A 26615-nucleotide genomic window follows, 5' to 3' on the forward strand; every position below is an offset into this window, starting at 1 on the left:
TTACCATAATTCTGTTAATATCATAAATCCTGGTATCCAAGCTGTAACTATACCTTCAAATATTGCTAAATATGGTACAAAACTTAGATGTTTCTTTAATACATTTTCGATAAAACCTGTTAGCCATAAAATACCCCATAGTATCCATATTACAGCCATTCTCCAGTCACCATTTACAAAATACTCTATATAAGCTGCTGGTACTGAGTTAATTGCAACGAATAAACTATACCAACCATATAATCTAGGATCTAAATTAAATATAGAGTTTACAGCTACAAATAAATATGTAAAGCCAAATAATAGCCCTGTAGCTGCTGAATAGAAATCTCCTATGTCATTCATTGCTTGAAAGTCTCCATGTACTATAGTTATAATATTAATAATTATAGACAATAAACCTACAAAAACATTCATTACTGCTGCTGATTTAGCATCAATATTATTGATTCTTGCAATACCATTATTTATTAATACTATACCTACGTATAATAAAACTACTCCTAACATTTTTATCTACCTTCTTTTTAGAATAAATTATATCTTTGAGCTAAAGGCAGTTCTTTTGCTGGTTCACATTTTAGTAAAACACCGTCTGCTTTAACTTCATATGTTTCTGGATTTACTGTTATTTCTGGTGTTGCATTATTTAATACCATGTCTTTTTTACCTATATTTCTACAGTTTTTAACTGGGTAAACAGTCTTTTTAAGACCTAATTTTTCATTTATTTTATTTTCATATGATACTTTTGATACAAAAGTTAAACAGCTTTTATATTTAGCTTGTCCGTGAGCTCCAAACATAGGTCTATATATTACTGGTTGTGGAGTAGGTATAGATGCATTAGGATCTCCCATTTTAGCTGCAACTATCATACCACCTTTTATTATCATTTCTGGTTTTATTCCAAAGTAAGCATTATTCCATACAACTAAGTCTGCAAATTTACCAACCTCAATAGATCCTATATAATCAGAAACTCCTTGTGCTATAGCAGGATTTATAGTATATTTTGCTACATATCTTCTAGCTCTAAAGTTATCATTATCTCCCTTTTCTTCCTTTAATGGACCACGTTGTACCTTCATTTTATGAGCAGTTTGCCAAGTACGAGTTATAACTTCTCCAACCCTACCCATAGCTTGAGAATCAGAACTCATTATACTAAATACACCCATATCGTGAAGTACATCTTCTGCTGCTATTGTTTCAGGTCTTATTCTTGAGTCTGCAAATGCAACGTCTTCTTCTATTTTTTTATCTAAGTGGTGACAAACCATTAGCATGTCTAAGTGCTCGTCTATTGTATTTACAGTAAATGGCATAGTTGGGTTTGTAGATGCTGGTAATACATTTCCAAAAGCAGCTGCTTTTATTATGTCAGGTGAATGTCCTCCTCCTGCACCTTCTGTATGGAATGTATGTATAGTTCTTCCTGCTATTGCTTCTATTGTATCTTCTATATACCCAGCTTCATTTAATGTATCTGTATGTATTGCAACTTGCACATCATATTCATCAGCTACACTTAAACAAGTATCTATTACTGCTGGAGTTGCTCCCCAGTCTTCATGTATTTTAAGTCCAACTGCTCCTGCTAATATTTGTTCTTTTAATGCACCTTTTGTTGAGCAGTTGCCTTTACCAAAGAACCCTAAGTTTATTGGATATTCTTCTGCTGCTTCAAGCATTCTTTCCATATTCCAAGGTCCTGGTGTACATGTAGTAGCATTAGTTCCATCTGATGGTCCTACTCCACCACCGATCATAGTTGTTACACCACTATATAGCGCTGTATCTATTTGTTGCGGAGATATAAAGTGTATGTGAGTATCTATACCACCAGCAGTAACTATTGCACCTTCTGCAGAAAGTGCTTCTGTACCTGCTCCAACTACCATATTATGGTCTACTCCATCCATAGTATCAGGATTTCCTGCCTTACCTATTCCAACTATTTTTCCATCTTTTATACCAATATCAGCCTTTACAATACCCCAGTAATCAAGTATTAATGCATTAGTTATTACTAAGTCTAAATCTCCATTTTTACTAGTTCCTGTAGCTGATTGACCCATACCATTTCTAAGACTTTTTCCACCACCGAATTTACATTCATCTCCATAAACTGTGTAGTCTTTTTCTACTTCTATAAATAAATCTGTATCTCCAAGTCTTACTTTATCTCCAACAGTCGGACCATACATTGATATGTACTTACCTGCTTCTATTTTTTGACTCATGTTTATCACCTACCTTATTTTATAAATCCTTTTATTTTTGCATTTTCTAATGATCTTTTTATAGTTGTGTCATTTATTTGTGCATCTGTTAAAGCATTAAATCCAAATACTCTTTGAGTACCACCAAATGCTACTAAGTTTACTTCTTTTTCTTCACCTGGCTCAAATCTAACTGATGTTCCTGATGCTATATCTAAGTGCATTCCATATGCTTTTTCTCTATCAAATTGTAATGATTTATTAACTTCAAAAAAATGATAGTGAGATCCTACTTGAATAGCTCTATCTCCACTATTTGCAACCTTTAAAGTAGTTGTATTTTTACCCTCGTTTATAGTAATTTCTTTTCTAGCTGGTATTATTTCTCCTGGTACCATAATTTTCACCTCTTTTTATTGAATTGGGTTATGCACAGTTACTAATTTAGTTCCGTCTGGAAATGTTGCTTCAATTTGAACTTCATGTAAAACTTCAGCAACTCCTTCCATAACATCTTCTTTAGTAAGAATTTTTGTTCCTAGTCTCATCAACTCTGGAACTGACTTTCCTTCTCTTGCTAATTCTAAAAGTTCTGATGATATAAGTGCAGTTGATTCTACAAAGTTTAATTTTATTCCTCTATTTTTTCTATCTTTTGCTAATTCTCCTGCACAATGTAAAAGCAATTTTTCAATTTCTTTAGGTGTTAATCTCATAAACTTCTCCTTATATCTAAATTTCTATACCTTTGTAATTATTTACAATTTTTGTTATTATATTCTGAATTATCCATTTCTATATTAATAATTTCCTTATATATAAAAAATACTTTTATCATATTGATAAAAGTATTTTTAAATTTATGTTTTTAGTTGCAGTAATAAAATAAATATTGTCTATAATACAATGTTTATATCTTTTCCACAGTTATCACATTTGTTATCATCTATGTGCACTGTAGTTGTGTATATACCTCTAGTTAATAATTTTTCATTACAATCAGGACAATAAGTATTATTATCAACACCTGCCACATTACCTATATATACATAATTTAGATATCTCTTCGCTATATCTCTAGCTTTTATTATACTCTCTATATCTGTAGGTGGATTATTTAAGTTATATCTTGGAAAATATCTACTTAAATGGAGTGGGATATTTTTATCAACACTAGCTATAAACTTAGCTATATTTTCTATCTCATCTATTGAGTCATTTTCACCTCTTACCATAAGAGTTGTTATTTCTATATGGCAATACTTACTAGCTAAAGCTATTGTATCCAAAACAGGCTCTAGCTTTGCACCACATATATTATTGTAGTATTTATTTGTATATCCTTTTAAATCTATATTCATAGCATCAATATATGGAAGTATTTTTTCTAATGGTTCTTTATTTACATATCCATTAGTAACTAAAACTGTACTTATATCTTTATTTCTTCCTTTTATTTTTTTTACTACATCATATATGTATTCATACCACATAAAAGGTTCATTATAAGTAAATGCTATTCCTATATTATCATTTAATGTTTCAATTATATTTATTAATTTATCAGGGTCTATGTATTCACTTTTCGGCACTTGTTGAGATATTTCATAATTTTGGCAAAAGCTACAACTCATATTACACCCAAACGTACCTACTGACAGTATATTTTTTCCTGGCTTATAATGGTATAAGGGCTTTTTTTCTATAGAGTCTATATTAGCCGATGTTACTTCTCCATAGTTTATAGCAACACCTATATTATTTTCTACTGTTCTTACATTACAAACTCCAAATTTATTTTCTTTTAGTATACAATTATGAGGACATAACTTACATCTAATACTGTCTTCTTTTTTATCGTAAAACATTATATTAGATTTCATTATTTTCACCTTCTTTGTATCTTATAACTTCAAATTTTTCTATATTATAATCACTATTTGGATTTATACCACCTTTTTGACAAGCAATGTTTAACTGTTCTTCTACTGTATCAACCCCTTCAAGGTCTGGCAATAAAAGACCTCTGTTTTGTCCTTTACTTACTATTACTCCATATATTTTAGGATTTAATTCTTCTTTTATAGCTTTAATAGGATTTGTTAGTACATCTACTGATATATCAATATCTACAAGCTCATCTTCTGTTACTTCTAAAAATCTAGGATCTGCAATTGCTGCTTGTATTGCATTTCTTATTATTTCATTTGCTACACAATCAGTTGTTGGAAAAATAGTTCCTATGCATCCTCTTAATTGTCCAAACTTTTTAAGAGATACAAATACTCCATGTCTTTCTTCAAGCATTTCTCTAGGTAAATCATTACTTGCTATCATTAATCTTTTGTTTTTAAAGTAATAATTTAAACTTTCTCTAGCTAATTTTACATAAGGATTTGAATTAGATATCTTTTTATTAAAACTTTCTTCTTTAATCTTTAATAATTTATCTAGGTTACTTATATTTTCACCTTCTTGCTTAAATTTCATAACACCATATCCAACACCAAATGGACCTTCATATGATAATAATTCTCCCTGTATACTATTTCCTTCCATAGCACCAAGGAGTATATATAAAGACCTTAGCCCACATTCTCCAGCTTCTTCAATCATACATTTATCCATATTAAATATATTTACAACATTATCATTTTCCAAGTTTTCAATTAATTCTTTATCAAATTTAGCTCCTTGTGGTGAATACTCATAAGGACCATCTTCTGTTAATCTATGTGATAAATCCCCACTAGCTATTATTACTGTATTTTTGTTTAAGTTTTTTGCAGTTTTTTGTATAGCCATTCCAAATTTATATAATTCTATATCGTTTAATATTGAGTATGTTATATGTACTAACTTGTAATCTGTATAATACTTATTTATAAAATACATTGGAACCATTGTGCCATGATCTAATTCATAATCTTTATTAAATCTTCTAAGTAAATTAGAGTCTATCCCTGCTGCAGATATATTTTCACTTTTACATAAATTTAGAAGTTCATCATTAAACTCTTTATCTATTTCTAATTCTATATTAGTTTCAAAATCTCTAAATTTTATTAAATTTCCTTTTATTTTTTCTTCATTAGATATAGCTATTGCATCTGAAAACATTGTTGCATGAGGTGTTATAACTACAATAGTTTCAGGTTTTAAAATGCTATCTCCTTACCTATACTTTCACATGCATTTATAGTATTTTGTATTTTTTTCTCTTCACCTTTTCCTATACTTGGAATTATTAATGGTGGATGTGGCATTAAATAGTATCCTAATATATTTTTCATTTCATTCCTCCTAACATTGTTTTATATACGCATAAAGCAACGGATATGATTAGTAAAATATTTATTATTCATACACGTTGCTTTATTAAATAATCTATAGTCAGATACTTCTTTACGTAGTTTATAAAAATCAACTTTTTGTAATAGCTTAAGTTTCCCAACGACATAACCTTAAGCTACAGTAAAGAAAAATGAAAGTTCTTGATAAATCTTTAGTTCATTTACAAACCAATTTATGTTAATCATAACCTACATTTTTCTATATTTTAAAACTTAAATTCACAAACTTAGTATTTAGACTTTAATTACTTTTTATTCTTACTATGACCAATATTTTTTATAAGAATAAAATCCTATTTTAAATTTTCAAATAATAGCTTTTTATACTATATTTATCTATAAATAAAAAATTCGCTTCGCTCATGTCGCCAACGACTTCGTCCGTTGCTTGAGCCACTGCGTGGGCGAAGCATTTCAAAATCTTTTTTACGCTCAAAACCAGTTGATTGATATTACTTACATTCAGAAGTTATCCACATTTTTTAAAATATTATAATATCCTTAAGCGTAAAAAATTCGCTTCGCTCATTTCGCCAACGATATATCTTTGCTCACGCTACAGATACATCCGTTACTCAAAAATATTATTTTTTACATTTATAAAGTTATTGATATTACTCATATTCATAGGTTATCCACAATATTTTTCATAATATAATTCCCTTATACGTAAAAAATCCAAACAAAGATGTAATCTTTTATTTGGATTTTTTATTTATTACAATATTTAAGTTTGATTTCTTTTCTAAATAACACTTTGCTTTATTTCTTGTATACCTACCCTATCTATAAAACTAGAAAGTCTTTCTTTTTCTAGTCCATTTTCTTTATAATAACTTAATAAATTATCAATTATTTTTATAACTTCAACTTCGCATAAACCTTCAGCTAATAAATCATACTTTCTTGGATTTAATCCACCTTTTCCACCTACTACTATAAATAACTTTCCATCTAAACTAGATAATACACCGATATCTTTTGTGTATGCATTTATACAAGCATTTTTGCATCCCGCTACTGCAATCTTAACTTTCCCAGGAAGTTCTATACCATGAAACTTTCTAGTAAGCTTCATGCCTATACCTATTATCGGATATTTAGATCTTTTGCAAAAATTAGCTGAACAGACTTCAACATTAATTACTGAACATATATTTTTTATTGCAGGCTCCATATTTAATTCTTCCCATATAGTATCTATATCTTCTTCTTTTAAATTACCTATACATATCTTTTGGGCAGAAGTAACTTTTAATGAAGCATTGTATTTTTTTGCTACTTCACCTATTTTTATAAGATTTTCAGGAGTTATATAACCACCAGGTATTTGTGGTGTTATAGAGTATTTTTCTTTTCCATCTATATTCTTTTGTATCTTTGCATATTTCGCCATTTCATTTCCTCTCTTGTGTTCTTTATATAAAGGTATATATCCCATATTACCAAATATTAATTAATTTATATATATTCTACATTATATTTATTTTCATAAAAATTTCGATACACTCATGTATCTAATTATATGACACTGGCTACCACTTTGAGCAACGTGTTGACGAAGCATTTCGGTCACATTCGTTTATCAAAATATTATTTTTTATTTCTAAAATTATTGTTATTACTTATATTTATAGGTTGTCCACAAAAAATTTTATCTTATAATTTACTTATATGTAAAAATACACCCTTATTTAAGGGTGTATATATATTAATTATTAAAATGTCTTTGTAATAATCCTAAGAATGCTTTACCATGTCTAGCTTCATCTTTACACATTTCATGAACTGTATCATGTATTGCATCAAGTCCTAATTCTTTAGCTTTCTTAGCTATTTTTAATTTACCTTCAGTTGCTCCATATTCAGCTTCAACTCTAGCTTCTAAGTTAGCCTTAGTATCAGCAACAACTACTTCACCTAATAATTCAGCAAATTTAGCAGCATGTTCTGCTTCTTCAAATGCTATTCTTTGGTAAGCTTCTGCAACTTCTGGATATCCTTCTCTATCAGCTTGTCTAGACATTGCTAAATACATTCCAACTTCTGTACATTCACCAACAAAGTTTGCTCTTAATCCTTCAAGTATTTCTTCGTCTACTCCTTGAGCTACACCTATTCTGTGTTCATCAGCCCATTTTAATTCACCTTTCATTTCTTCGAACTTGTCAGCTCCAACCTTACATACTGGACATACTTCTGGAGCAGTTTCTCCTTCATGTATATATCCACATACTACGCATACAAATTTCTTCATAATTATATTCCCTCCGTATATTAACCTTTTTTATCGATAATTTATTATATTATATATATACCTAATAATTTTATTCTTAAACATAATTTTATAATATTTTTTTATATTTTATACACTATTTATTCCATTTATGTATACAATATACGTAATTTATATTTATTCATAAAAATAAAGAAATCCTATATTTTTCTTATTACATTTATTTTAAATAATTTATTATATCTATTTATAAAGTTGCATTATTTTATAAATAAAGGTTTCACTTAGTTTAAACTATGTGTTAGTGAAACACCTCATATAATAGTTTCCTTGTATAAATACTACCTTTGTTTTATCACCTTTATTTGCTGTATCATCTTTACTTGATGTACAACCTGTTAAGCTACTTACCATTAATCCCATTACTAAAGTAAGACTCATTACCCTTTTTGCAAATTTCATAGAAATTATCCCCCTATAAATTTATTTAACTTTTTTTAATCTCCACATCTTAGCTTGATAGTCTCCTTTTAACTCAGGAACATTCAAACCAATATTCATTAGTTCATCTCCACCAACTATTATGTTTTCTCCCAATATTTCATATTTTGAACTTTCATCTAATCCTACAAGTTTTAAAGAAATAAACTTAGAGTTAGGTTTTGCTAATGTTCTTACAAAGCTAACTATAATTTCTTCACAATCTTTAGATATAAACATCCAAGCTATATCATTGTTTTCAAATGGACTACTTAATCTGTAACATTTACCAAATTGTATAGTCTCTCTTATTTCTTTGTATAGTTTTACTTGTTCTTTTATAATTTCTTTTTCACTTTCAGGAAGCTTAGTTATATCTAACTCATAACCAAAATTTCCACTCATAGCAACTACTCCCCTAGTTTCTATAGGTGTAATTCTATCAACTTGATGATTAGGAACCGCAGATACATGGCATCCTATAGATGCATTTGGATAAACCATACTTGTTCCAAATTGTATCTTCAATCTTTCTATAGCATCTGTGTTGTCACTAGTCCAAGTTTGTGGCATGTAGTATAACATTCCTGGGTCAAACCTTCCCCCTCCACCTGAACAACTTTCAAATAATACATCAGGAAATCTTGTAGTTATTTCCTCTAAAACTTTATATAAACCTAGTATGTATCTATGTGCCACCTCTCTTTGTCTATTAGCAGGTAATTTAGCAGAACCTATCTCTGACATATTTCTATTCATATCCCATTTAACATAAGATATTGGAGCTGATGATAATACCTCACTTATTTTTTCTATTATATAATTACAAACATCTTCTCTTGAATAATCTAATATTAATTGTCTTCTAGCTTCAGACCTATTTCTTCCTGGAATGTGAATACACCAGTCTGGATGTTCTTTGTAAAGTTCACTTATTGGTGATACCATTTCAGGTTCAAACCACAACCCAAATTGTAATCCCATTTCATTTATTTCTGTTGCCAATTTATTTAATCCACCTTTTAGCTTCTCTTCATTAACAAACCAATCACCTAAAGATGAGTTATCATCATCCCTTTTTCCAAACCATCCATCATCTAATACAAACAATTCCATTCCTAGGTTTGTAGCTTCCCTCGCAATTTCTTTTATTTTTGTTTCATTAAAATCAAAATATGTAGCTTCCCAGTTATTTATAAGTATTGGTCTTACTTCATCTCTATACTTACCTTTACATAAACGTTTTCCATAAAGACAATTATAAATATGGCTCATACCTGTTAATCCTTCATTTGAGTATACAAGCACAGCCTCTGGTGCTGTAAATTCTTCTTTTGATTTTAAAAGCCATGTAAAATCAAATGGATTTATACCTATTTGAGCTCTTGCATTTTCATACATATCAACTTCAACGTTAGCTAAAAAGTTTCCACTATAAATTAAACTAAATCCATATACTTCTCCATGTTGTTCTGTTGTATCTTTTCTAACTAAAGCCATAAAAGGATTTTGAGCATGACTACTTGAACCTCTTCTACTTTCAATACTTTGACTACCACTTCTTATTTCTTTTCTTATTATATGTCTTTCTCTAGCCCAAGCCCCTGACAATTGTAAAAGCTCATAATCGCTATCTCTAAAATCAACATTCGCGCTTAAAACTCGATTTATATTAACATCTTCATTAGATTCATTTATAATTTTTACACTTCTTGTTATTGCATCAAACTCTTCAAAAACACTATAGCTTAATATAAGCTTTACATTTTTTAAAGAATCAACTAACGTTAACTCAAGAGTCATTGCTTCATTTTCATCTTCAACATAAGTTGCTGGTAAATTATTTAATTTATTCTTACCTGCATATATATTATGTGATTCATATCTAAAATCTGTAGCACTTGTACCATCTGAAAACTGCAATTCAACTGCTGGCGTTCTTAAATCTGTACTACCATATCCTGGATATTCTTGAGGTGTCATTTCTAACATAAAATCATCTATATTATCTGTATTTGTTAAAAAACTTCCCCAATTTTTACTTCTTAGTACATAATCTAAATTTTTAGCCTTTATTTTTTTCCCCCAGTAAACATGGGCTACATGATTAGAATCTAGCACTTTTAAAACGTAGCTAGTTTTTGATGTAGATAAATTAAAAGTCTTGCTACTTGCGTCATAAACTATTGCCATTTTATAAATTCCCCCTGTATTTTATTTACTAATTTTTTCTTTATATCTAGTATTGTATATTTTTATGTATTAAAATAATATATACATATGTTAACAAAATATGGTTTTATGTTATATTAAAATAAACAAAAGGGGTTTTTATATGTCATCATATATATATTTCGAAGACGATGGAATTAAATATTTAGAGTCAACAAAAAAAGAATATGTAGATTTATGTTTATGTTTTTGTGGAATAGAGGTTTGTAAATCTTCTCATAGTTTTGGGCCTGCAATAAGAGAGCACTATATTATACATTATATACTTGATGGAAAAGGAATCTATAAAGTTGGTGATAAAGTATATAATTTAGAAAAAAATCAAGGATTTTTAATATGCCCTGGTGACTTAACTTACTATGAAGCGGATAATGATGATCCTTGGACCTATATATGGGTTGCATTTAATGGTATAAAGTCAGAACAATATTTAAAATATGCTAATTTAAGTCACGAAAATTTAATATTTGAAAGTAATCATAAAGAATTACTTAAAGACTATGTTTTAGATATGTTAAAAATAAATAGAATGCGTAATTGTGATGAGTTAAGACTTCAAGGCTTATTATACTTATTTTTAAGTACTATATCAGATTCAGTTGATTATAATGTTTCTGAAAATAAAGATCTTTCTTATACATTATATATAGAAAAATCAATAGAATTTATAAATAATAACTTTGCTAATAATATAAAGGTAACTGATATAGCTAATTATGTTGGATTAAACAGAAGCTATTTATCTAGCTTATTTAAAAAAAGCTTAAATGTTTCTCCACAAGAATTCTTACTTAGTGTTAGAATGAATAAAGCTTATGAATTATTAAAAAAACTAGAACTATCTATAGGGGATATTTCTAGATCAGTTGGATATATAGACCCTCTTACATTTTCTAAAACATTTAAAAAATATAGTGGCTATAGCCCTAAGCAATATAGAGAAAACCTCTATAAAAATAATTTATAATTAATAATATATTCATAAAAAAACTAGAGGTTAGTAAACACAATGATAACCTCTAGTTTTTTATCTATTTTATTTTCATTAGTTAATATAACTTATATAATTAAACTTTTTGTGTTTTATTATTTATATTATTTCTTCTTTTTTCTATTTCATTTAAAACATGATCTTTAAATTCACCATTTAATTTATAGAATTTCAAATACAATCCTAAACATGCTAACATTAATAACGATGGTATTACAAACATGATTACTTTCATTCCAATTATAGTTTGAGCACTTTGTACAGTATTTGGAACATAATTGATTATATTAAGCCCAATACCTACTATAAGACCACTAAATGCTGTAGCAAACTTAACTATAAACGTTTGCATAGAGAATATAATACTTTCACTTCTCTTACCAACTTTGTATTCTCCATAATCAACTGCATCACACAACATAACTGTTGTTGATGCTGATGAGAAAGCAAATCCTAAGTTATAAATAACTCCTGCTATGCATAATAATACTGAACTAGTAGATAAACTACTTATAAAAAGCATTGATGTAAATCCTATTACAGGCAGTAAACAAGCTAAAATATAAACTATTTTTCTTGATAGTTTGCTTACTAATTTAGGAAATATCATTAATGCACAAACTTGAGCTATTGTTGATAATCCTGTAAATACTGCATATAAACTTTCATTTTGTATTGCATATTTGAAAAAATATAATGCAAATCCTGCAACTAAAAATAATGCTATTTGATAAATTATTACTGATCCAATTATTACTAATAATTGATCATTTTTAAATAATATTTCAAATACACCTTTTAAAGTTATCTTTTCTTGATTTTCTACAATATTTCTTTCTTTTACATTAAATACTGTTATTAACGTTGATATAACAAATATTATAGCTATACCAACACCTAATCTAAAATATCCTATAGAGTTATTTCCTATTCCTAAAAATGATATTAACATTAACCCAAAAGTATTAACTGTTGAGCCGCCGATAGTTGCAAAAACTCTAGGTATAACCGACATCTTATCTCTCTCTGAAGAATCACTTGTAAATGACGGTATCATTGACCAGTATGGTATATCCATTATTGTATAAGTCATTCCCCATAATATGTAAGCAGCTGAGCAATATACATATACCATTTTCCCAGATAAAAATTTAGCTGGATTAATAAATAAAAATATAAGAACAACTGCATTTATTAATGTCCCGATTAAGAGCCATGGTCTAAATTTCCCCCACTTTGTATTAGTATTATCAACTATTTTTCCCATTATAGGATCATTAATTGCATCCCAAAATCTCGATACAAAGAACAATCCTCCTACAAAAACAGAAGATATACCTACTTCATCTGTAAAAAACATCATTAAATAAGTTGCTACAAAAGCATAAACTAAATCTTTACCAAAAGCACCTATTCCATAAGAATATTTTTCTCTAAAAGTTAGTTTCATTTTCAATTCCCCTTTTTATTTAATTTTATTCGATAAACTTTTTTAGTAACTACATAAATATTTCAAATCCCCTAAAAATTATCTTCTTTTTCATTATTTATGTAGATCCTAGATTATCCTTACTTATTGAGAGTAAATTTAACCCTTAAAATTCTCTATACTTCCCTATAGTTTACTTTATCCTCCTTTTTTTACAATTAAAACCTTTTCCTTATATTGTAATTTTTGTTTATCTTTTTATAAATATTTTTATGTGTGCTAAATATGGTAAAATGTTAGTTTTATTAATTATTTTATTAAATTCTATATTTTTATGTCAATCGGTTGACATATTTTGTATAACTATCTATACTGAAAAAGTAAAGGAATTAATAATAGGGGGAATAAAATGTTTTCTTTTGATAACNCCCTAAATATTATCTTCTTTTTCATTATTTATGTAGATCCTAGATTATCCTTACTTATTGAGAGTAAATTTAACCCTTAAAATTCTCTATACTTCCCTATAGTTTACTTTATCCTCCTTTTTTTACAATTAAAACCTTTTCCTTATATTGTAATTTTTGTTTATCTTTTTATAAATATTTTTATGTGTGCTAAATATGGTAAAATGTTAGTTTTATTAATTATTTTATTAAATTCTATATTTTTATGTCAATCGGTTGACATATTTTGTATAACTATCTATACTGAAAAAGTAAAGGAATTAATAATAGGGGGAATAAAATGTTTTCTTTTGATAACACATTAAAATTTAATAATAAGGAAATCGATGTATTTACTATTGGGGAATTATTAGTAGATATGATTTCAAATGATTATGATGATAATTTTGATTGCAGTCAATATACTAAGTGCTTCGGTGGGTCACCTGCTAACATTGCTATGAATATAAAAAGATTAGGAGGAAATTCTGCTTTATCATCAGCAGTTGGAAATGATGGTTTAGGTGATTTTTTAATCAATCATCTAAAAAACAATAGTATAGATACTAGGTATATTAGTAAGGTCAATAATTCTACTAGTATGGTTCTTGTATCAAAAAGTAAAACAACTCCAGTTCCAATATTTTATCGTGGTGCTGATTATAACCTTCAATACGATGATAATATTGAGTATGCATTAAAAAATTGTAAAATAGTACATTTTTCTTGTTGGCCTATTTCTCAGAAAAACTCAAGGCAAACTATTGAAAAGGTAATAGATAAGGCAAAAGAAAATAATATTCTTATTGGATTTGATCCAAACTATCATGAAATGATTTGGGAAAAGAATCACAATGGATTAGAGTATATAAAAAATATTATATCTAAAGTTGATATTGTAAAACCATCTGAAGTTGATGCAGAAAGAATCTTTGGATGTGATACTCCTGAAAACCAAGTTAAAAAATTTATAGATTTAGGAGCAAAACTAGTAATAATGACCCTTGGAAAAGATGGGGCTATTGTAACTAATGGAGATGAAACTCTTACATTTAAAACTTTCGCTACTGAAATAGTTGATACTACCGGAGCTGGAGATGCATTTTGGTCTGGTTTTTATACAGGATTAACAAAATCATACTCTTTAAAAGATTCTTTAAATCTTGGATTTGCAACAAGTGCTTTTAAGCTTAAACACGTAGGTGCAATCGCTAACCTACCTACTATAGAAGAAATTAAAGATATTTATAATATATAATATTGGGGGAATTTAGAAATGGCAGTAAAAAATCAAGTTCAACTTATAACTTATCCAGACTCTCTAGGGGGAGATTTAAAAACACTTAATCAAGTACTTACAACATATTTTCCAAATACATTTAAGGGAGGTATTCACATACTTCCTCCATTCCCATCATCAGGAGATAGAGGATTTGCACCACTTACATATTTTGAAATTGAACCTAAATTTGGTACATGGGAAGATATAAGAAAAATAGGAGAAAAACATGATGTACTTCTTGATTTAATGGTTAATCATATATCTAGACAATCAGTATTTTTTAAAGATTTTTTAAAAAACGGAAGAAAATCTAAGTATTCTAACTTATTCCTTACACTTGATAAAATATGGAGTGATTCAAAACCAGTTCAAGAAGATATATCTAAAATGTTTTTACGTAGAACTACTCCATACTCTACTTTTACAATAGAAAGTACTGGTCAACAAGAAACTGTATGGACTACATTTGGAAAAGAAACTCCATCTGAACAAATAGATTTAGATATTAATGCTCCAGAGGTTAAACAATTGCTTACAGATTTCTTGACTAACTTTAGCAAACAAAATGTTAAAATTGTCAGATTAGATGCTGTTGGCTATGTAGTGAAAAAAATAGGTACAAGTTGTTTCTTCGTTGAACCAGAAATTTATAAATTTTTAGATTGGGTCACTGAATTAGCTACTTCCTTAGGTATAGAACTATTACCTGAAGTACATGCACATTATACAACACAATTTAAATTGGCTAAACATGGTAACTGGATTTATGACTTTATATTACCATATATGATACTTGAAACATTAATAAATAAATCAAGTAATAGACTTTATAGCTACTTAAAAGTTCGCCCTCATAAACAATTTACTATGCTAGATTGTCATGATGGTATACCAGTTAAACCTGACTTAGATGATTTAGTTGAAACTAAAGCTGCTCAAAAAATAGTTGATGTTTGTGTTGAAAGAGGATCTAACTTAAGTTTAATATACTCTGATGCTCACAAAAATAAAGATGGATTTGATGTTCATCAAATAAGATGTTCATACTACTCTGTTTTAAACTGTGATGATGATGCTTACTTAGCTGCAAGGGCTATACAATTTTTCGCGCCGGGTATACCTCAAGTATACTATGTTGGATTATTAGCCGGTAAAAATGATGATGAAATGGTGAAATTAACTGGTGAAGGTCGTGAAATAAATAGACATAACTTTACTATTTCGGAAATAGAAAAAGAAGTTCAAAAACCAGTTGTACAAAGATTACTTAAACTTATAGATTTTAGAAATGATTATCCTGCATTTAATGGTGAATTTATTATAGAAAATGCTAAAGATAATGAGATTAAACTTACTTGGAAGAAAGATGATAAGTTTTGTACATTAAATATTGATCTAGATACATATAAATCAGTTATAGAATATATAGATGAAAATAAAAATATTGTATTATACAATATATAGTTATACTTTCATTTAAGTTATCGTATACTATTTATTTACAATTTTTATAAAATTATATAGATAAAATAAAATTTAATTTTTATATAAAAGATATAGTTGTAAGATTTAAATTATAATTACAACTATATCTTTTTATGTTAAGAGATAATAATTATATTTTTATATAGAATGTGTCAAATAGTATGTATAAAAGTTTATTTATTTAAAAATAAGTTAATCTGTTGTGCTAGTTAATCTCTACACATATTGAAAATGCTATCAAATATTTTTTAATAATTCATTTTTATATAATCAACCTTAGTAATTTCAATGACTAAATTTAACTAGCACAACGAGTTAAGTTATTATGTACTTACTCAAAATCTCTAAACTATTATGGTATAATATACTAATTAAGTAAGACAAAGGAGGTACTTTTTTGGCTAATATAAAAGATGTTGCAAAGGAAGCTGGTGTATCCGTAACAACAGTATCTAGAGTTATGAACGATAGAGGATATATATCTGAAAAAACTAGAAAAAAAGTATATGATGCTATGGAAAAGATAGGATATCATCCTAATGAGTTGGCAAAAAATTTCTTTAGACAAAAAACTAATATAATTGGATTAATACTTCCAGATATAAGTATTAGCTTTTATGCTGAAGAAACTAAATATATAGAAGAACATTTATATAAAAATGGATATAAGCTAATGTTATGTAATGCATATAATAGTAAAGAAAGAGAAAAAGAATATATAAATATGCTACAAAGAAATAAAGTAGATGGAATTATAATAGGAAGCCATACCTTAGAAATTGAAGATTATTTAAAAATAGACATGCCTATAGTAGCATTAGATAGATATTTAGGGGAAAATATTCCTATAGTATCTGCTGACCACATACAAGGTGGTATTTTAGCCGCTAATCATTTAATAAATTGTGGATGTAAAAATGTAGTTCAATTTGCAGGTACAAGTGTATTAAATTCTTCTGCTAATAAAAGACATATATCATTTGAAAAGGTAATGAATGATAGTAACGTAAATGTTCATACTATCGAAATGGAGTTAAATACTTTTTCAAAGGAACAAAACTTACATTACATAGATTATATGTTTAATAGCTATAAAGATATTGATGGGGTATTTGCAACTGACAATATGGCTATTTTAGTTATAAAAGAATGTTACAAAAGAGGCATAGACATTCCTAAAGATTTAAAAATAGTTGGATATGATGGTACAGAAAGTTCAGAATTATTTATTCCTACTTTAACTACTATAAAACAACCTATTAAAGAAATTTGTATTGATGCTGTTAATAAATTAATTAAATTAATCAATAATGAAAATATTAGTTTGGAATCAAATCATACTGTTACGCTTATAAAAGGTGAGACTACTTGATAGGTTGTCAATATAAGTGCAACACTTTATGTTTATTTTACAGCTAAGGCCTCTGTAGGTGTTTTATATCCAAAACACCTACAGAGGTCTATTTTTTATACTTTTACCTATGTTAATATGATTATAATTCATAATTTTATGTTCCTTAAGATTAAATATTTTTGTGGTTATTATTACTGTAACATAAACTTATGAGCTATTTTTTTATAAACTTTTAGGTATTGCACTTAATATGATAATTCATTTATTTAATTAATTCTAATAATCCAAAAGAAATTACTAAACTTATAAATGATTATATACTTTTATAATCATGATTCTAGTTGAATATCAAATACATGCACATAGGGTGCTTTTTTATAAGTATCTACTTGACAGTATCATAACTAATTATTGGAAGCTTTTATATTTTTCTTCAAAGAAAGTATTTAATTTTTCAAGTGACTTTGATAAAACCTGTTCTTCTTCATCTGAAAAGTTACTAAGCATTGCACATATCATTTCTTCATGAAATACTTGATGAACTTTATAAACTTCTTCTCCTTTAGAAGTTAAGTTCACAAGCACCACTCTTCTATCTTCTTCAATTCTTTTTCTTTCAACATATCCCTTTTTAATAAGCTTTGTTATTGCTGTAGTTAATGTTCCTACAGTTATTCTTAAGTCATGTGCAATTTCTCCCATAGTTCTAGATCTATCTAAGCCAATTGCCTCTATCGTATGTATTTCAGTTATAGATAAATCAGTGAATTGTGTATTCTTAAGAGACTTTTCTTCAATTTGTAAAATATCATTAAATAATTGAACTAATAATTTATTTAATATGTCTTCTATTTTTCTCATAATCACGTTCTCCATAATTTTATTTTCCAATATTATTATAATAAAATCTACATTTAACTTCAATTGGTACATACATATTTTAACAAAAAATATATAATTAATAATTTTTTTATAAAAAATATTATATTTTATATTTTATATTTAATATTTTCTATTCTTTTTATTTATAATCATTATTTTATACCTACAAAATATATAATTGCACAATTAAGATAAAGTTTTTATCATATTTTTATTTTTTAATATATAATACTTATTAGGATTAATTTTGAAAAAATTTGTTCTTTATTTTCACTTATATTTTTATATTAAAAAATCTTATTCTAAAATATTTAATTTATTTATATAAAATTTACTTAAATGCTATAATAATATCATATACTTTTGTAATAGTAACCTAAAACTAAACTATGAGGTCTATATCTAAAACTAATAAAATATATAAAAAACTCCCTATTTTAATCATCAATAGGAAGTTCTTTAATAGTATCACCAATAATCTTTATACCCTTTTCTATTTCTTCAAAAGATAGTCTAGAAAAACCTAGTCTCAAAGTGTTATTTATTTCATTATTAATATAAAATATATCTCCTGGCATAAAAATAACACCTTTTTTATAACATTTATTTAATAATTCTCTAGTGTCTATATTTTTAAACTTTAAAAATAAATGAAGTCCACCATCTCCAAAAATATATTCATTAGGAATATACTTTTCTACACATTTATATGCAAAATTAAATTTCTCTCCATAAAATTTACGTGCTTTTTTGATATATTTTTCAAATGCTCCACTTTGTAAATAATCATATAGTATTCCTTGATCTAAAAAAGATACATGTATATTTCTACATCTTTTCACACTCTCTAATTTTGAAATAGCATTTTTATCTGCTAATATCCACCCTATTCTCATACCTGGAAATAATATTTTTGAAAAACTACCAATATAAATTACTCCATTATTTAAATTATCTAATGAGCATATAGGAAATATATGGGAACTAGAATAAAGCAGCTCCTCATTAAATCCATCCTCTATAATTGGTATATTATTATTTTTCATCAAATTATAAAATTTGTACCTATTTTCAGGTGACATTACAGTACCAGTTGGATTATGATATGATGGTGTAATATAAGCAAACTTTATTTTATCTTTATATTTCTCTAACTTTGATTCTAACATATCAAAGTCTAATCCATTTTCATCTATATCTACTCCAATTAAATTTAATCCTAAAGCCTTCATAATCTTTATAGATGTGTTGTGAGTTGGATTTTCACAAATTATATAATCTCCTGGTGAAGTAAATGAAGATAAAATAATATCTAAGCCTTCTGTAAATCCATTAGTTATTAATATATCTTTGTTACATGTATCAACACCTTTTTTATTCATATATTCTAATAGATACTCTATAAGAGGCTTATATCCCTTTGCATAACCATAATTAAGTAACTTATGTCCTTCTAAAGATAATCTATTTAAAAATGATTTTTTTAATTCATCTATATCAAACATATCTCCATTTGGAGATATACTTTTAAAAGAAATCAAACCATTTTCCCAAGGTATTTCATTTTTTATTATATCCATATCATTTGCCACTTTAGCATAGCTGTTTTGTTTATCTTCCCAATTAATACACCAATTACTTTTAGTTAAGCTACTATTTGACTTTGCAAAAGTTCCCTTACCTGATACTGAATATATTAGTCCATCAGCTTTTAATTCTTCATAGGCTAAATTTACAGAATTTCTACTTACCTTTAAAATTTGGCTAAGTTCTCTTGTAGAAGGTAGCTTACTATTATTAGGTATCAATCCTTTTAATATCATATTACTTATATATCTTTTTATTTGTATATAAATTGGTTCATCTTTGTTAATTACAAGATTAGAAAGTAACACCTTATCACCTCAATTTTATTGTCTACTTGATGGTTTTAAGGAATATTCTATTATTTTATATAATAAATCATTAAAACTTAAACCTGCCTCAGTTTCACTTTTGGTATTGAACTAATTTTAGTTAATCAATAAAGTGCATTTAATTTAAGAGCATATGGTACACCATCGTATATTATCATATCAATTCTTACATAAGCTTTGCAATAAAAAATTCGCTTCGCTTGAGCGATGTGTCGGTGAAACATTTCATTTCACCAACGATATATTTAAAAAATAAAATAATACTCTTAGACCTAACACAATTACCATTAAGTTTACATAATTTAAATAAAGTAACCTTAAGTTGGGTTAAATAAAATTTACATATTCTATTAATATATTCTAATGTTATAAATTATCCATAATATAATATATCATCAAATCCTGCTGGTTATTTGCCATCAGGATTTAATGCTATATTATTATTTTTATCACTAAAAGCTAATTTTAATAAAATAGGTGAAATTATAGTTGTGACAACAACAACTATAACAATAGGTCCTAACATTAAACTAGAAAGCACTCCAAGTGCTGCACCCTTGCTTGCAACTATAAGTGCAACCTCACCTCTAGACACCATACCCGTTCCTATTTGTATACATTCCTTATTTGAAAAATGACAAATCTTAGCACCTATACCTGCACCTATAATTTTAGTTAATATAGCCACAACAGTAAGTGCAGTAGCAAACATTACTATTGCCATACTCATATTAGGCAATACTACCTTAAGTCCGATACTAGCAAAAAACACTTGTGATAGTAAAGAATAAGATAAAATATCTAATCTACTAGCTACATATGTTTTTCTCTCTACATTAGATAATATCAACCCTGCAATAAATGCACCAGTAATATCTGCAACACCAAATATCTCTTCAGAAACATAGGATAATAGTAAACAAAATACAAGAGCAGCAGTTATAAATCTTCTTCTATCTCTATTTTCATATTTCATCCATATATCAAATGCTTTATGTGAAGTAATTCCAATTACAATTACAAAAATAAAGTATGCAACTATTTTTAGTAATACAAAACCAACATTTACAGAAGTATCTGCCATACTACTTATAATAGTTAATGCAATAATACCTAGTATATCATCTATAATAGCTGCCCCTAATATGGCAGTACCTGCAGAAGTATTTAGTTTTCCCATTTCTTTTAAAGCCTCTACAGTAATACTTACAGAAGTTGCTGTTAAAATAACTCCTATAAATATATTTTGTAATAAAACATTTGTAGTAGCTTCTTTCATTAAATCTAGGTCACTAAATAGATATGCCACTAAAAATCCACCAATCAACGGAATTAATACACCAAATAAAGCAATTATAAAAGATGCTTTCCCGGTTTTCTTAAGTTCATTTAAATCCGTATCTAGACCTGCAGAAAACATTAATAAAATAACTCCAAGTTCAGATAACTGTATTATAAAATTTGTTTCTTTTAAAATATTAAGCATTGCTGGCCCAAAAATTAATCCTGCTAATAATGCACCTACTACTTGAGGCATTTTAAATTTTTTAGTAATTATACCTAAAAGTTTTGTACTTAATAGTATTAATGCTAAATCTAATAAGTATCCATAAGACAACATACAACAATCCACCTCCAATAAATTTTGTTTATATAAGAAATAACATTATATTAATATATGAAAACTATACCAAAATGCTACATTTTAAATTAAACTAATCATAAAAACTTACTTTACTTGATATTTTACTTAAATTAACACTTTAATACTTTTTAATGCTTATTTAAAAAATCTTCATCTAAATATCTAACTTAAAATATATTATTTTTTCCCTAATATATATTTTTTAGATTATTACTAAATGACAATTCATTTAAATAAGTTTTTAAGTATAAAATATACTTATATAAGAAAAACCTATATAAAGATATAGATTTTATTAAATCAAATTATCTTTATATAGGTTTTATGTATATTTTATCTTTTATTGTTCTTTCTAATATTTCTCTTTATTTGAGTTGTTGGAGCATGATTTGTTCCATGTTGCCCTTATGTATTCAATATTCTTTATTAGTTTCTACAAAGAAGACAATTTTATTTACTCAAATATATGTTTAATAAACTGCATAGGACTATATATAATAAGTCTAGGTCCAGAAAACTTCATAACATCTTTAATCTTAACTTTCATATCCTTTTTGTAGCAATGTATCGGACATTTACTACAAAAGCTCTTTTCATTTCCAAACTTACAAAAATCAAGTCTCTTATGTGCATACTCTAATAGTTCTTGGCAATCTTCACATAATCCATTTTTATGCTTATGCTTCTTTTTACAATATATATTTATCATAAGATTTATAGTTTGTTTTTCTTTTTCTATTCTAGTCATAATCTCACCTTTAGTTGTAACTTAATGTATTATTTTTTACATAAATCTTTTTATCACATATAGCTGCACTTGATTTTCTGTGAGATACCATTACAACTGTTTTGTCTTTACAATGATTTTCTAAACTCTTTAGTATTTCAGCTTCATTTAAAGTATCTAAGTTACTTGTAGGTTCATCAAGTATTAATATATCTCCATCATGTAGGAAAGCTCTAGCTATACCCAATCTTTGTCTTTCTCCAGAAGATAAATTTCCACCTAACTCTCCAACATTAGTTTTATATCCTTGTGGTAAAGTAGTTATAAAATCATGTATTGATGCTTTTTTACAAGCCTCTATTACTTCTTCTTCAGTAGCATCTATTTTACCTATTTTTATATTATTTTCTATACTATCATTAAATAAGAATGTCTCTTGTGTAACCAAAGTTTGAGTTTTTCTTAAAGTCTTAGTTGGCACATTTTTTATATTCTTATTATCTATGTTTATTGATCCATTGTTTACATCCCAGAATCTCATCATAAGCTTAAGTAATGTACTCTTACCGCATCCACTTTCTCCAAGTATAGCTATTTTTTCACCTTTTCTTATATCTAGGTTTATATTATTTAATAATTTTTCATTTCTATCACCGTAGTTAAAGTCCATATTTTCTATAGACATTTCTGAAGTTTTAAGAGTTATTTCACCTTCTACTTCATCAACTGCTGGTACTTCATCTAATATATCAAATAATCTTTGAGCACAAGCAAAAGTATGTNATTTATTTAATAATTCTCTAGTGTCTATATTTTTAAACTTTAAAAATAAATGAAGTCCACCATCTCCAAAAATATATTCATTAGGAATATACTTTTCTACACATTTATATGCAAAATTAAATTTCTCTCCATAAAATTTACGTGCTTTTTTGATATATTTTTCAAATGCTCCACTTTGTAAATAATCATATAGTATTCCTTGATCTAAAAAAGATACATGTATATTTCTACATCTTTTCACACTCTCTAATTTTGAAATAGCATTTTTATCTGCTAATATCCACCCTATTCTCATACCTGGAAATAATATTTTTGAAAAACTACCAATATAAATTACTCCATTATTTAAATTATCTAATGAGCATATAGGAAATATATGGGAACTAGAATAAAGCAGCTCCTCATTAAATCCATCCTCTATAATTGGTATATTATTATTTTTCATCAAATTATAAAATTTGTACCTATTTTCAGGTGACATTACAGTACCAGTTGGATTATGATATGATGGTGTAATATAAGCAAACTTTATTTTATCTTTATATTTCTCTAACTTTGATTCTAACATATCAAAGTCTAATCCATTTTCATCTATATCTACTCCAATTAAATTTAATCCTAAAGCCTTCATAATCTTTATAGATGTGTTGTGAGTTGGATTTTCACAAATTATATAATCTCCTGGTGAAGTAAATGAAGATAAAATAATATCTAAGCCTTCTGTAAATCCATTAGTTATTAATATATCTTTGTTACATGTATCAACACCTTTTTTATTCATATATTCTAATAGATACTCTATAAGAGGCTTATATCCCTTTGCATAACCATAATTAAGTAACTTATGTCCTTCTAAAGATAATCTATTTAAAAATGATTTTTTTAATTCATCTATATCAAACATATCTCCATTTGGAGATATACTTTTAAAAGAAATCAAACCATTTTCCCAAGGTATTTCATTTTTTATTATATCCATATCATTTGCCACTTTAGCATAGCTGTTTTGTTTATCTTCCCAATTAATACACCAATTACTTTTAGTTAAGCTACTATTTGACTTTGCAAAAGTTCCCTTACCTGATACTGAATATATTAGTCCATCAGCTTTTAATTCTTCATAGGCTAAATTTACAGAATTTCTACTTACCTTTAAAATTTGGCTAAGTTCTCTTGTAGAAGGTAGCTTACTATTATTAGGTATCAATCCTTTTAATATCATATTACTTATATATCTTTTTATTTGTATATAAATTGGTTCATCTTTGTTAATTACAAGATTAGAAAGTAACACCTTATCACCTCAATTTTATTGTCTACTTGATGGTTTTAAGGAATATTCTATTATTTTATATAATAAATCATTAAAACTTAAACCTGCCTCAGTTTCACTTTTGGTATTGAACTAATTTTAGTTAATCAATAAAGTGCATTTAATTTAAGAGCATATGGTACACCATCGTATATTATCATATCAATTCTTACATAAGCTTTGCAATAAAAAATTCGCTTCGCTTGAGCGATGTGTCGGTGAAACATTTCATTTCACCAACGATATATTTAAAAAATAAAATAATACTCTTAGACCTAACACAATTACCATTAAGTTTACATAATTTAAATAAAGTAACCTTAAGTTGGGTTAAATAAAATTTACATATTCTATTAATATATTCTAATGTTATAAATTATCCATAATATAATATATCATCAAATCCTGCTGGTTATTTGCCATCAGGATTTAATGCTATATTATTATTTTTATCACTAAAAGCTAATTTTAATAAAATAGGTGAAATTATAGTTGTGACAACAACAACTATAACAATAGGTCCTAACATTAAACTAGAAAGCACTCCAAGTGCTGCACCCTTGCTTGCAACTATAAGTGCAACCTCACCTCTAGACACCATACCCGTTCCTATTTGTATACATTCCTTATTTGAAAAATGACAAATCTTAGCACCTATACCTGCACCTATAATTTTAGTTAATATAGCCACAACAGTAAGTGCAGTAGCAAACATTACTATTGCCATACTCATATTAGGCAATACTACCTTAAGTCCGATACTAGCAAAAAACACTTGTGATAGTAAAGAATAAGATAAAATATCTAATCTACTAGCTACATATGTTTTTCTCTCTACATTAGATAATATCAACCCTGCAATAAATGCACCAGTAATATCTGCAACACCAAATATCTCTTCAGAAACATAGGATAATAGTAAACAAAATACAAGAGCAGCAGTTATAAATCTTCTTCTATCTCTATTTTCATATTTCATCCATATATCAAATGCTTTATGTGAAGTAATTCCAATTACAATTACAAAAATAAAGTATGCAACTATTTTTAGTAATACAAAACCAACATTTACAGAAGTATCTGCCATACTACTTATAATAGTTAATGCAATAATACCTAGTATATCATCTATAATAGCTGCCCCTAATATGGCAGTACCTGCAGAAGTATTTAGTTTTCCCATTTCTTTTAAAGCCTCTACAGTAATACTTACAGAAGTTGCTGTTAAAATAACTCCTATAAATATATTTTGTAATAAAACATTTGTAGTAGCTTCTTTCATTAAATCTAGGTCACTAAATAGATATGCCACTAAAAATCCACCAATCAACGGAATTAATACACCAAATAAAGCAATTATAAAAGATGCTTTCCCGGTTTTCTTAAGTTCATTTAAATCCGTATCTAGACCTGCAGAAAACATTAATAAAATAACTCCAAGTTCAGATAACTGTATTATAAAATTTGTTTCTTTTAAAATATTAAGCATTGCTGGCCCAAAAATTAATCCTGCTAATAATGCACCTACTACTTGAGGCATTTTAAATTTTTTAGTAATTATACCTAAAAGTTTTGTACTTAATAGTATTAATGCTAAATCTAATAAGTATCCATAAGACAACATACAACAATCCACCTCCAATAAATTTTGTTTATATAAGAAATAACATTATATTAATATATGAAAACTATACCAAAATGCTACATTTTAAATTAAACTAATCATAAAAACTTACTTTACTTGATATTTTACTTAAATTAACACTTTAATACTTTTTAATGCTTATTTAAAAAATCTTCATCTAAATATCTAACTTAAAATATATTATTTTTTCCC

At 27.0% G+C, this 26615-nt stretch carries 22 protein-coding genes; 4 read left to right on the plus strand and 18 right to left on the minus strand.

What is annotated here, in order from left to right:
* The 11 genes from BN7997_RS10260 to BN7997_RS10300 form a co-directional block, all read right to left on the minus strand.
* A complete protein-coding gene (locus BN7997_RS10260; protein ID WP_071120693.1) occupies nt 1-510 on the minus strand; it encodes an AmiS/UreI family transporter in 510 nt (169 codons plus the stop codon).
* A 17-nt stretch (nt 511-527) separates the two neighbouring features.
* Entirely contained in the window at nt 528-2246 is a 1719-nt protein-coding gene (gene ureC / locus BN7997_RS10265) for an urease subunit alpha (RefSeq protein ID WP_071120694.1), read from the minus strand.
* Between the two features lie 14 nt (nt 2247-2260).
* The gene (ureB, locus tag BN7997_RS16060; protein ID WP_071120695.1) at nt 2261-2623 is read right to left on the minus strand and encodes an urease subunit beta; all 363 of its coding nucleotides are present in this window, start codon (nt 2621-2623) and stop codon (nt 2261-2263) included.
* 15 nt (nt 2624-2638) lie between these two features.
* Nucleotides 2639-2941, minus strand: coding sequence for an urease subunit gamma (gene ureA, locus BN7997_RS16065; protein ID WP_071120696.1), 303 nt, complete (start codon nt 2939-2941; stop codon nt 2639-2641).
* Nucleotides 2942-3121: 180 nt separating this feature from the next.
* Nucleotides 3122-4108, minus strand: coding sequence for an AmmeMemoRadiSam system radical SAM enzyme (amrS, locus tag BN7997_RS10280; RefSeq protein WP_071120697.1), 987 nt, complete (start codon nt 4106-4108; stop codon nt 3122-3124).
* Entirely contained in the window at nt 4098-5345 is a 1248-nt protein-coding gene (amrA, locus tag BN7997_RS10285) for an AmmeMemoRadiSam system protein A (RefSeq protein ID WP_334292254.1), read from the minus strand. Before amrA ends, amrS begins: the two co-directional genes overlap by 11 nt.
* Nucleotides 5346-5383: 38 nt before the next feature.
* Nucleotides 5384-5518 (minus strand): hypothetical protein, encoded by a 135-nt coding sequence (locus BN7997_RS16340; RefSeq protein ID WP_330385877.1) that lies wholly within the window; start codon nt 5516-5518, stop codon nt 5384-5386.
* A gap of 805 nt (nt 5519-6323) precedes the next feature.
* A complete protein-coding gene (locus BN7997_RS10290; protein ID WP_071120698.1) occupies nt 6324-6974 on the minus strand; it encodes a nitrite/sulfite reductase domain-containing protein in 651 nt (216 codons plus the stop codon).
* A 315-nt stretch (nt 6975-7289) separates the two neighbouring features.
* Nucleotides 7290-7835, minus strand: a complete 546-nt coding sequence (locus BN7997_RS10295) for an NADH peroxidase (RefSeq protein ID WP_071120699.1) — start codon at nt 7833-7835, stop codon at nt 7290-7292.
* A gap of 273 nt (nt 7836-8108) precedes the next feature.
* Nucleotides 8109-8276 carry a hypothetical protein gene (locus BN7997_RS15615; RefSeq protein ID WP_154665249.1) on the minus strand — a complete coding sequence of 56 codons (168 nt, stop codon included), beginning with the start codon at nt 8274-8276 and terminating at the stop codon, nt 8109-8111.
* A 21-nt stretch (nt 8277-8297) separates the two neighbouring features.
* Nucleotides 8298-10487, minus strand: a complete 2190-nt coding sequence (locus BN7997_RS10300; RefSeq protein WP_071120700.1) for an alpha-galactosidase — start codon at nt 10485-10487, stop codon at nt 8298-8300.
* 142 nt (nt 10488-10629) lie between these two features.
* Here BN7997_RS10300 and BN7997_RS10305 point away from each other — a divergent pair, with 142 nt between their 5' ends.
* Nucleotides 10630-11493 (plus strand): AraC family transcriptional regulator, encoded by an 864-nt coding sequence (locus BN7997_RS10305; protein WP_071120701.1) that lies wholly within the window; start codon nt 10630-10632, stop codon nt 11491-11493.
* Nucleotides 11494-11593: 100 nt separating this feature from the next.
* Here the strand turns inward: BN7997_RS10305 and melB are convergent, their stop codons facing one another.
* Nucleotides 11594-12967 carry a melibiose:sodium transporter MelB gene (gene melB, locus BN7997_RS10310; protein ID WP_071120702.1) on the minus strand — a complete coding sequence of 458 codons (1374 nt, stop codon included), beginning with the start codon at nt 12965-12967 and terminating at the stop codon, nt 11594-11596.
* A 726-nt stretch (nt 12968-13693) separates the two neighbouring features.
* Between melB and BN7997_RS10315 the strand changes: the two genes are divergently transcribed.
* The 3 genes from BN7997_RS10315 to BN7997_RS10325 all read left to right on the plus strand — a co-directional run bounded on the left by BN7997_RS10315 (nt 13694) and on the right by BN7997_RS10325 (nt 17531).
* Entirely contained in the window at nt 13694-14650 is a 957-nt protein-coding gene (locus BN7997_RS10315) for a carbohydrate kinase family protein (RefSeq protein WP_071120703.1), read from the plus strand.
* An 18-nt stretch (nt 14651-14668) separates the two neighbouring features.
* The gene (gtfA, locus tag BN7997_RS10320) at nt 14669-16138 is read left to right on the plus strand and encodes a sucrose phosphorylase (protein WP_071120704.1); all 1470 of its coding nucleotides are present in this window, start codon (nt 14669-14671) and stop codon (nt 16136-16138) included.
* A gap of 418 nt (nt 16139-16556) precedes the next feature.
* Complete coding sequence (locus BN7997_RS10325) at nt 16557-17531, plus strand: LacI family DNA-binding transcriptional regulator (RefSeq protein ID WP_071120705.1); 975 nt, start codon at nt 16557-16559, stop codon at nt 17529-17531.
* A 390-nt stretch (nt 17532-17921) separates the two neighbouring features.
* Here the strand turns inward: BN7997_RS10325 and BN7997_RS10330 are convergent, their stop codons facing one another.
* From BN7997_RS10330 to BN7997_RS10355, 6 genes are all read right to left on the minus strand, one after another.
* Nucleotides 17922-18374 (minus strand): MarR family winged helix-turn-helix transcriptional regulator, encoded by a 453-nt coding sequence (locus BN7997_RS10330; protein ID WP_071120706.1) that lies wholly within the window; start codon nt 18372-18374, stop codon nt 17922-17924.
* Nucleotides 18375-18832: 458 nt separating this feature from the next.
* On the minus strand, nt 18833-20290 hold the full coding sequence (gene pdxR, locus BN7997_RS10335; protein WP_071120707.1) for a MocR-like pyridoxine biosynthesis transcription factor PdxR: 1458 nt from the start codon (nt 20288-20290) through the stop codon (nt 18833-18835).
* A gap of 430 nt (nt 20291-20720) precedes the next feature.
* On the minus strand, nt 20721-21932 hold the full coding sequence (locus tag BN7997_RS10340) for a cation:proton antiporter (protein ID WP_071120708.1): 1212 nt from the start codon (nt 21930-21932) through the stop codon (nt 20721-20723).
* 478 nt (nt 21933-22410) lie between these two features.
* On the minus strand, nt 22411-22704 hold the full coding sequence (locus tag BN7997_RS10345; protein ID WP_071120709.1) for a nitrous oxide-stimulated promoter family protein: 294 nt from the start codon (nt 22702-22704) through the stop codon (nt 22411-22413).
* 10 nt (nt 22705-22714) lie between these two features.
* Complete coding sequence (locus tag BN7997_RS15285; RefSeq protein ID WP_456300066.1) at nt 22715-24688, minus strand: aminotransferase class I/II-fold pyridoxal phosphate-dependent enzyme; 1974 nt, start codon at nt 24686-24688, stop codon at nt 22715-22717.
* 502 nt (nt 24689-25190) lie between these two features.
* Entirely contained in the window at nt 25191-26402 is a 1212-nt protein-coding gene (locus BN7997_RS10355; RefSeq protein ID WP_071120708.1) for a cation:proton antiporter, read from the minus strand.
* Between the last annotated feature and the right edge of the window lie 213 nt (nt 26403-26615).

This window comes from Romboutsia timonensis (assembly GCF_900106845.1).
Lineage (GTDB): Bacteria > Bacillota > Clostridia > Peptostreptococcales > Peptostreptococcaceae > Romboutsia > Romboutsia timonensis.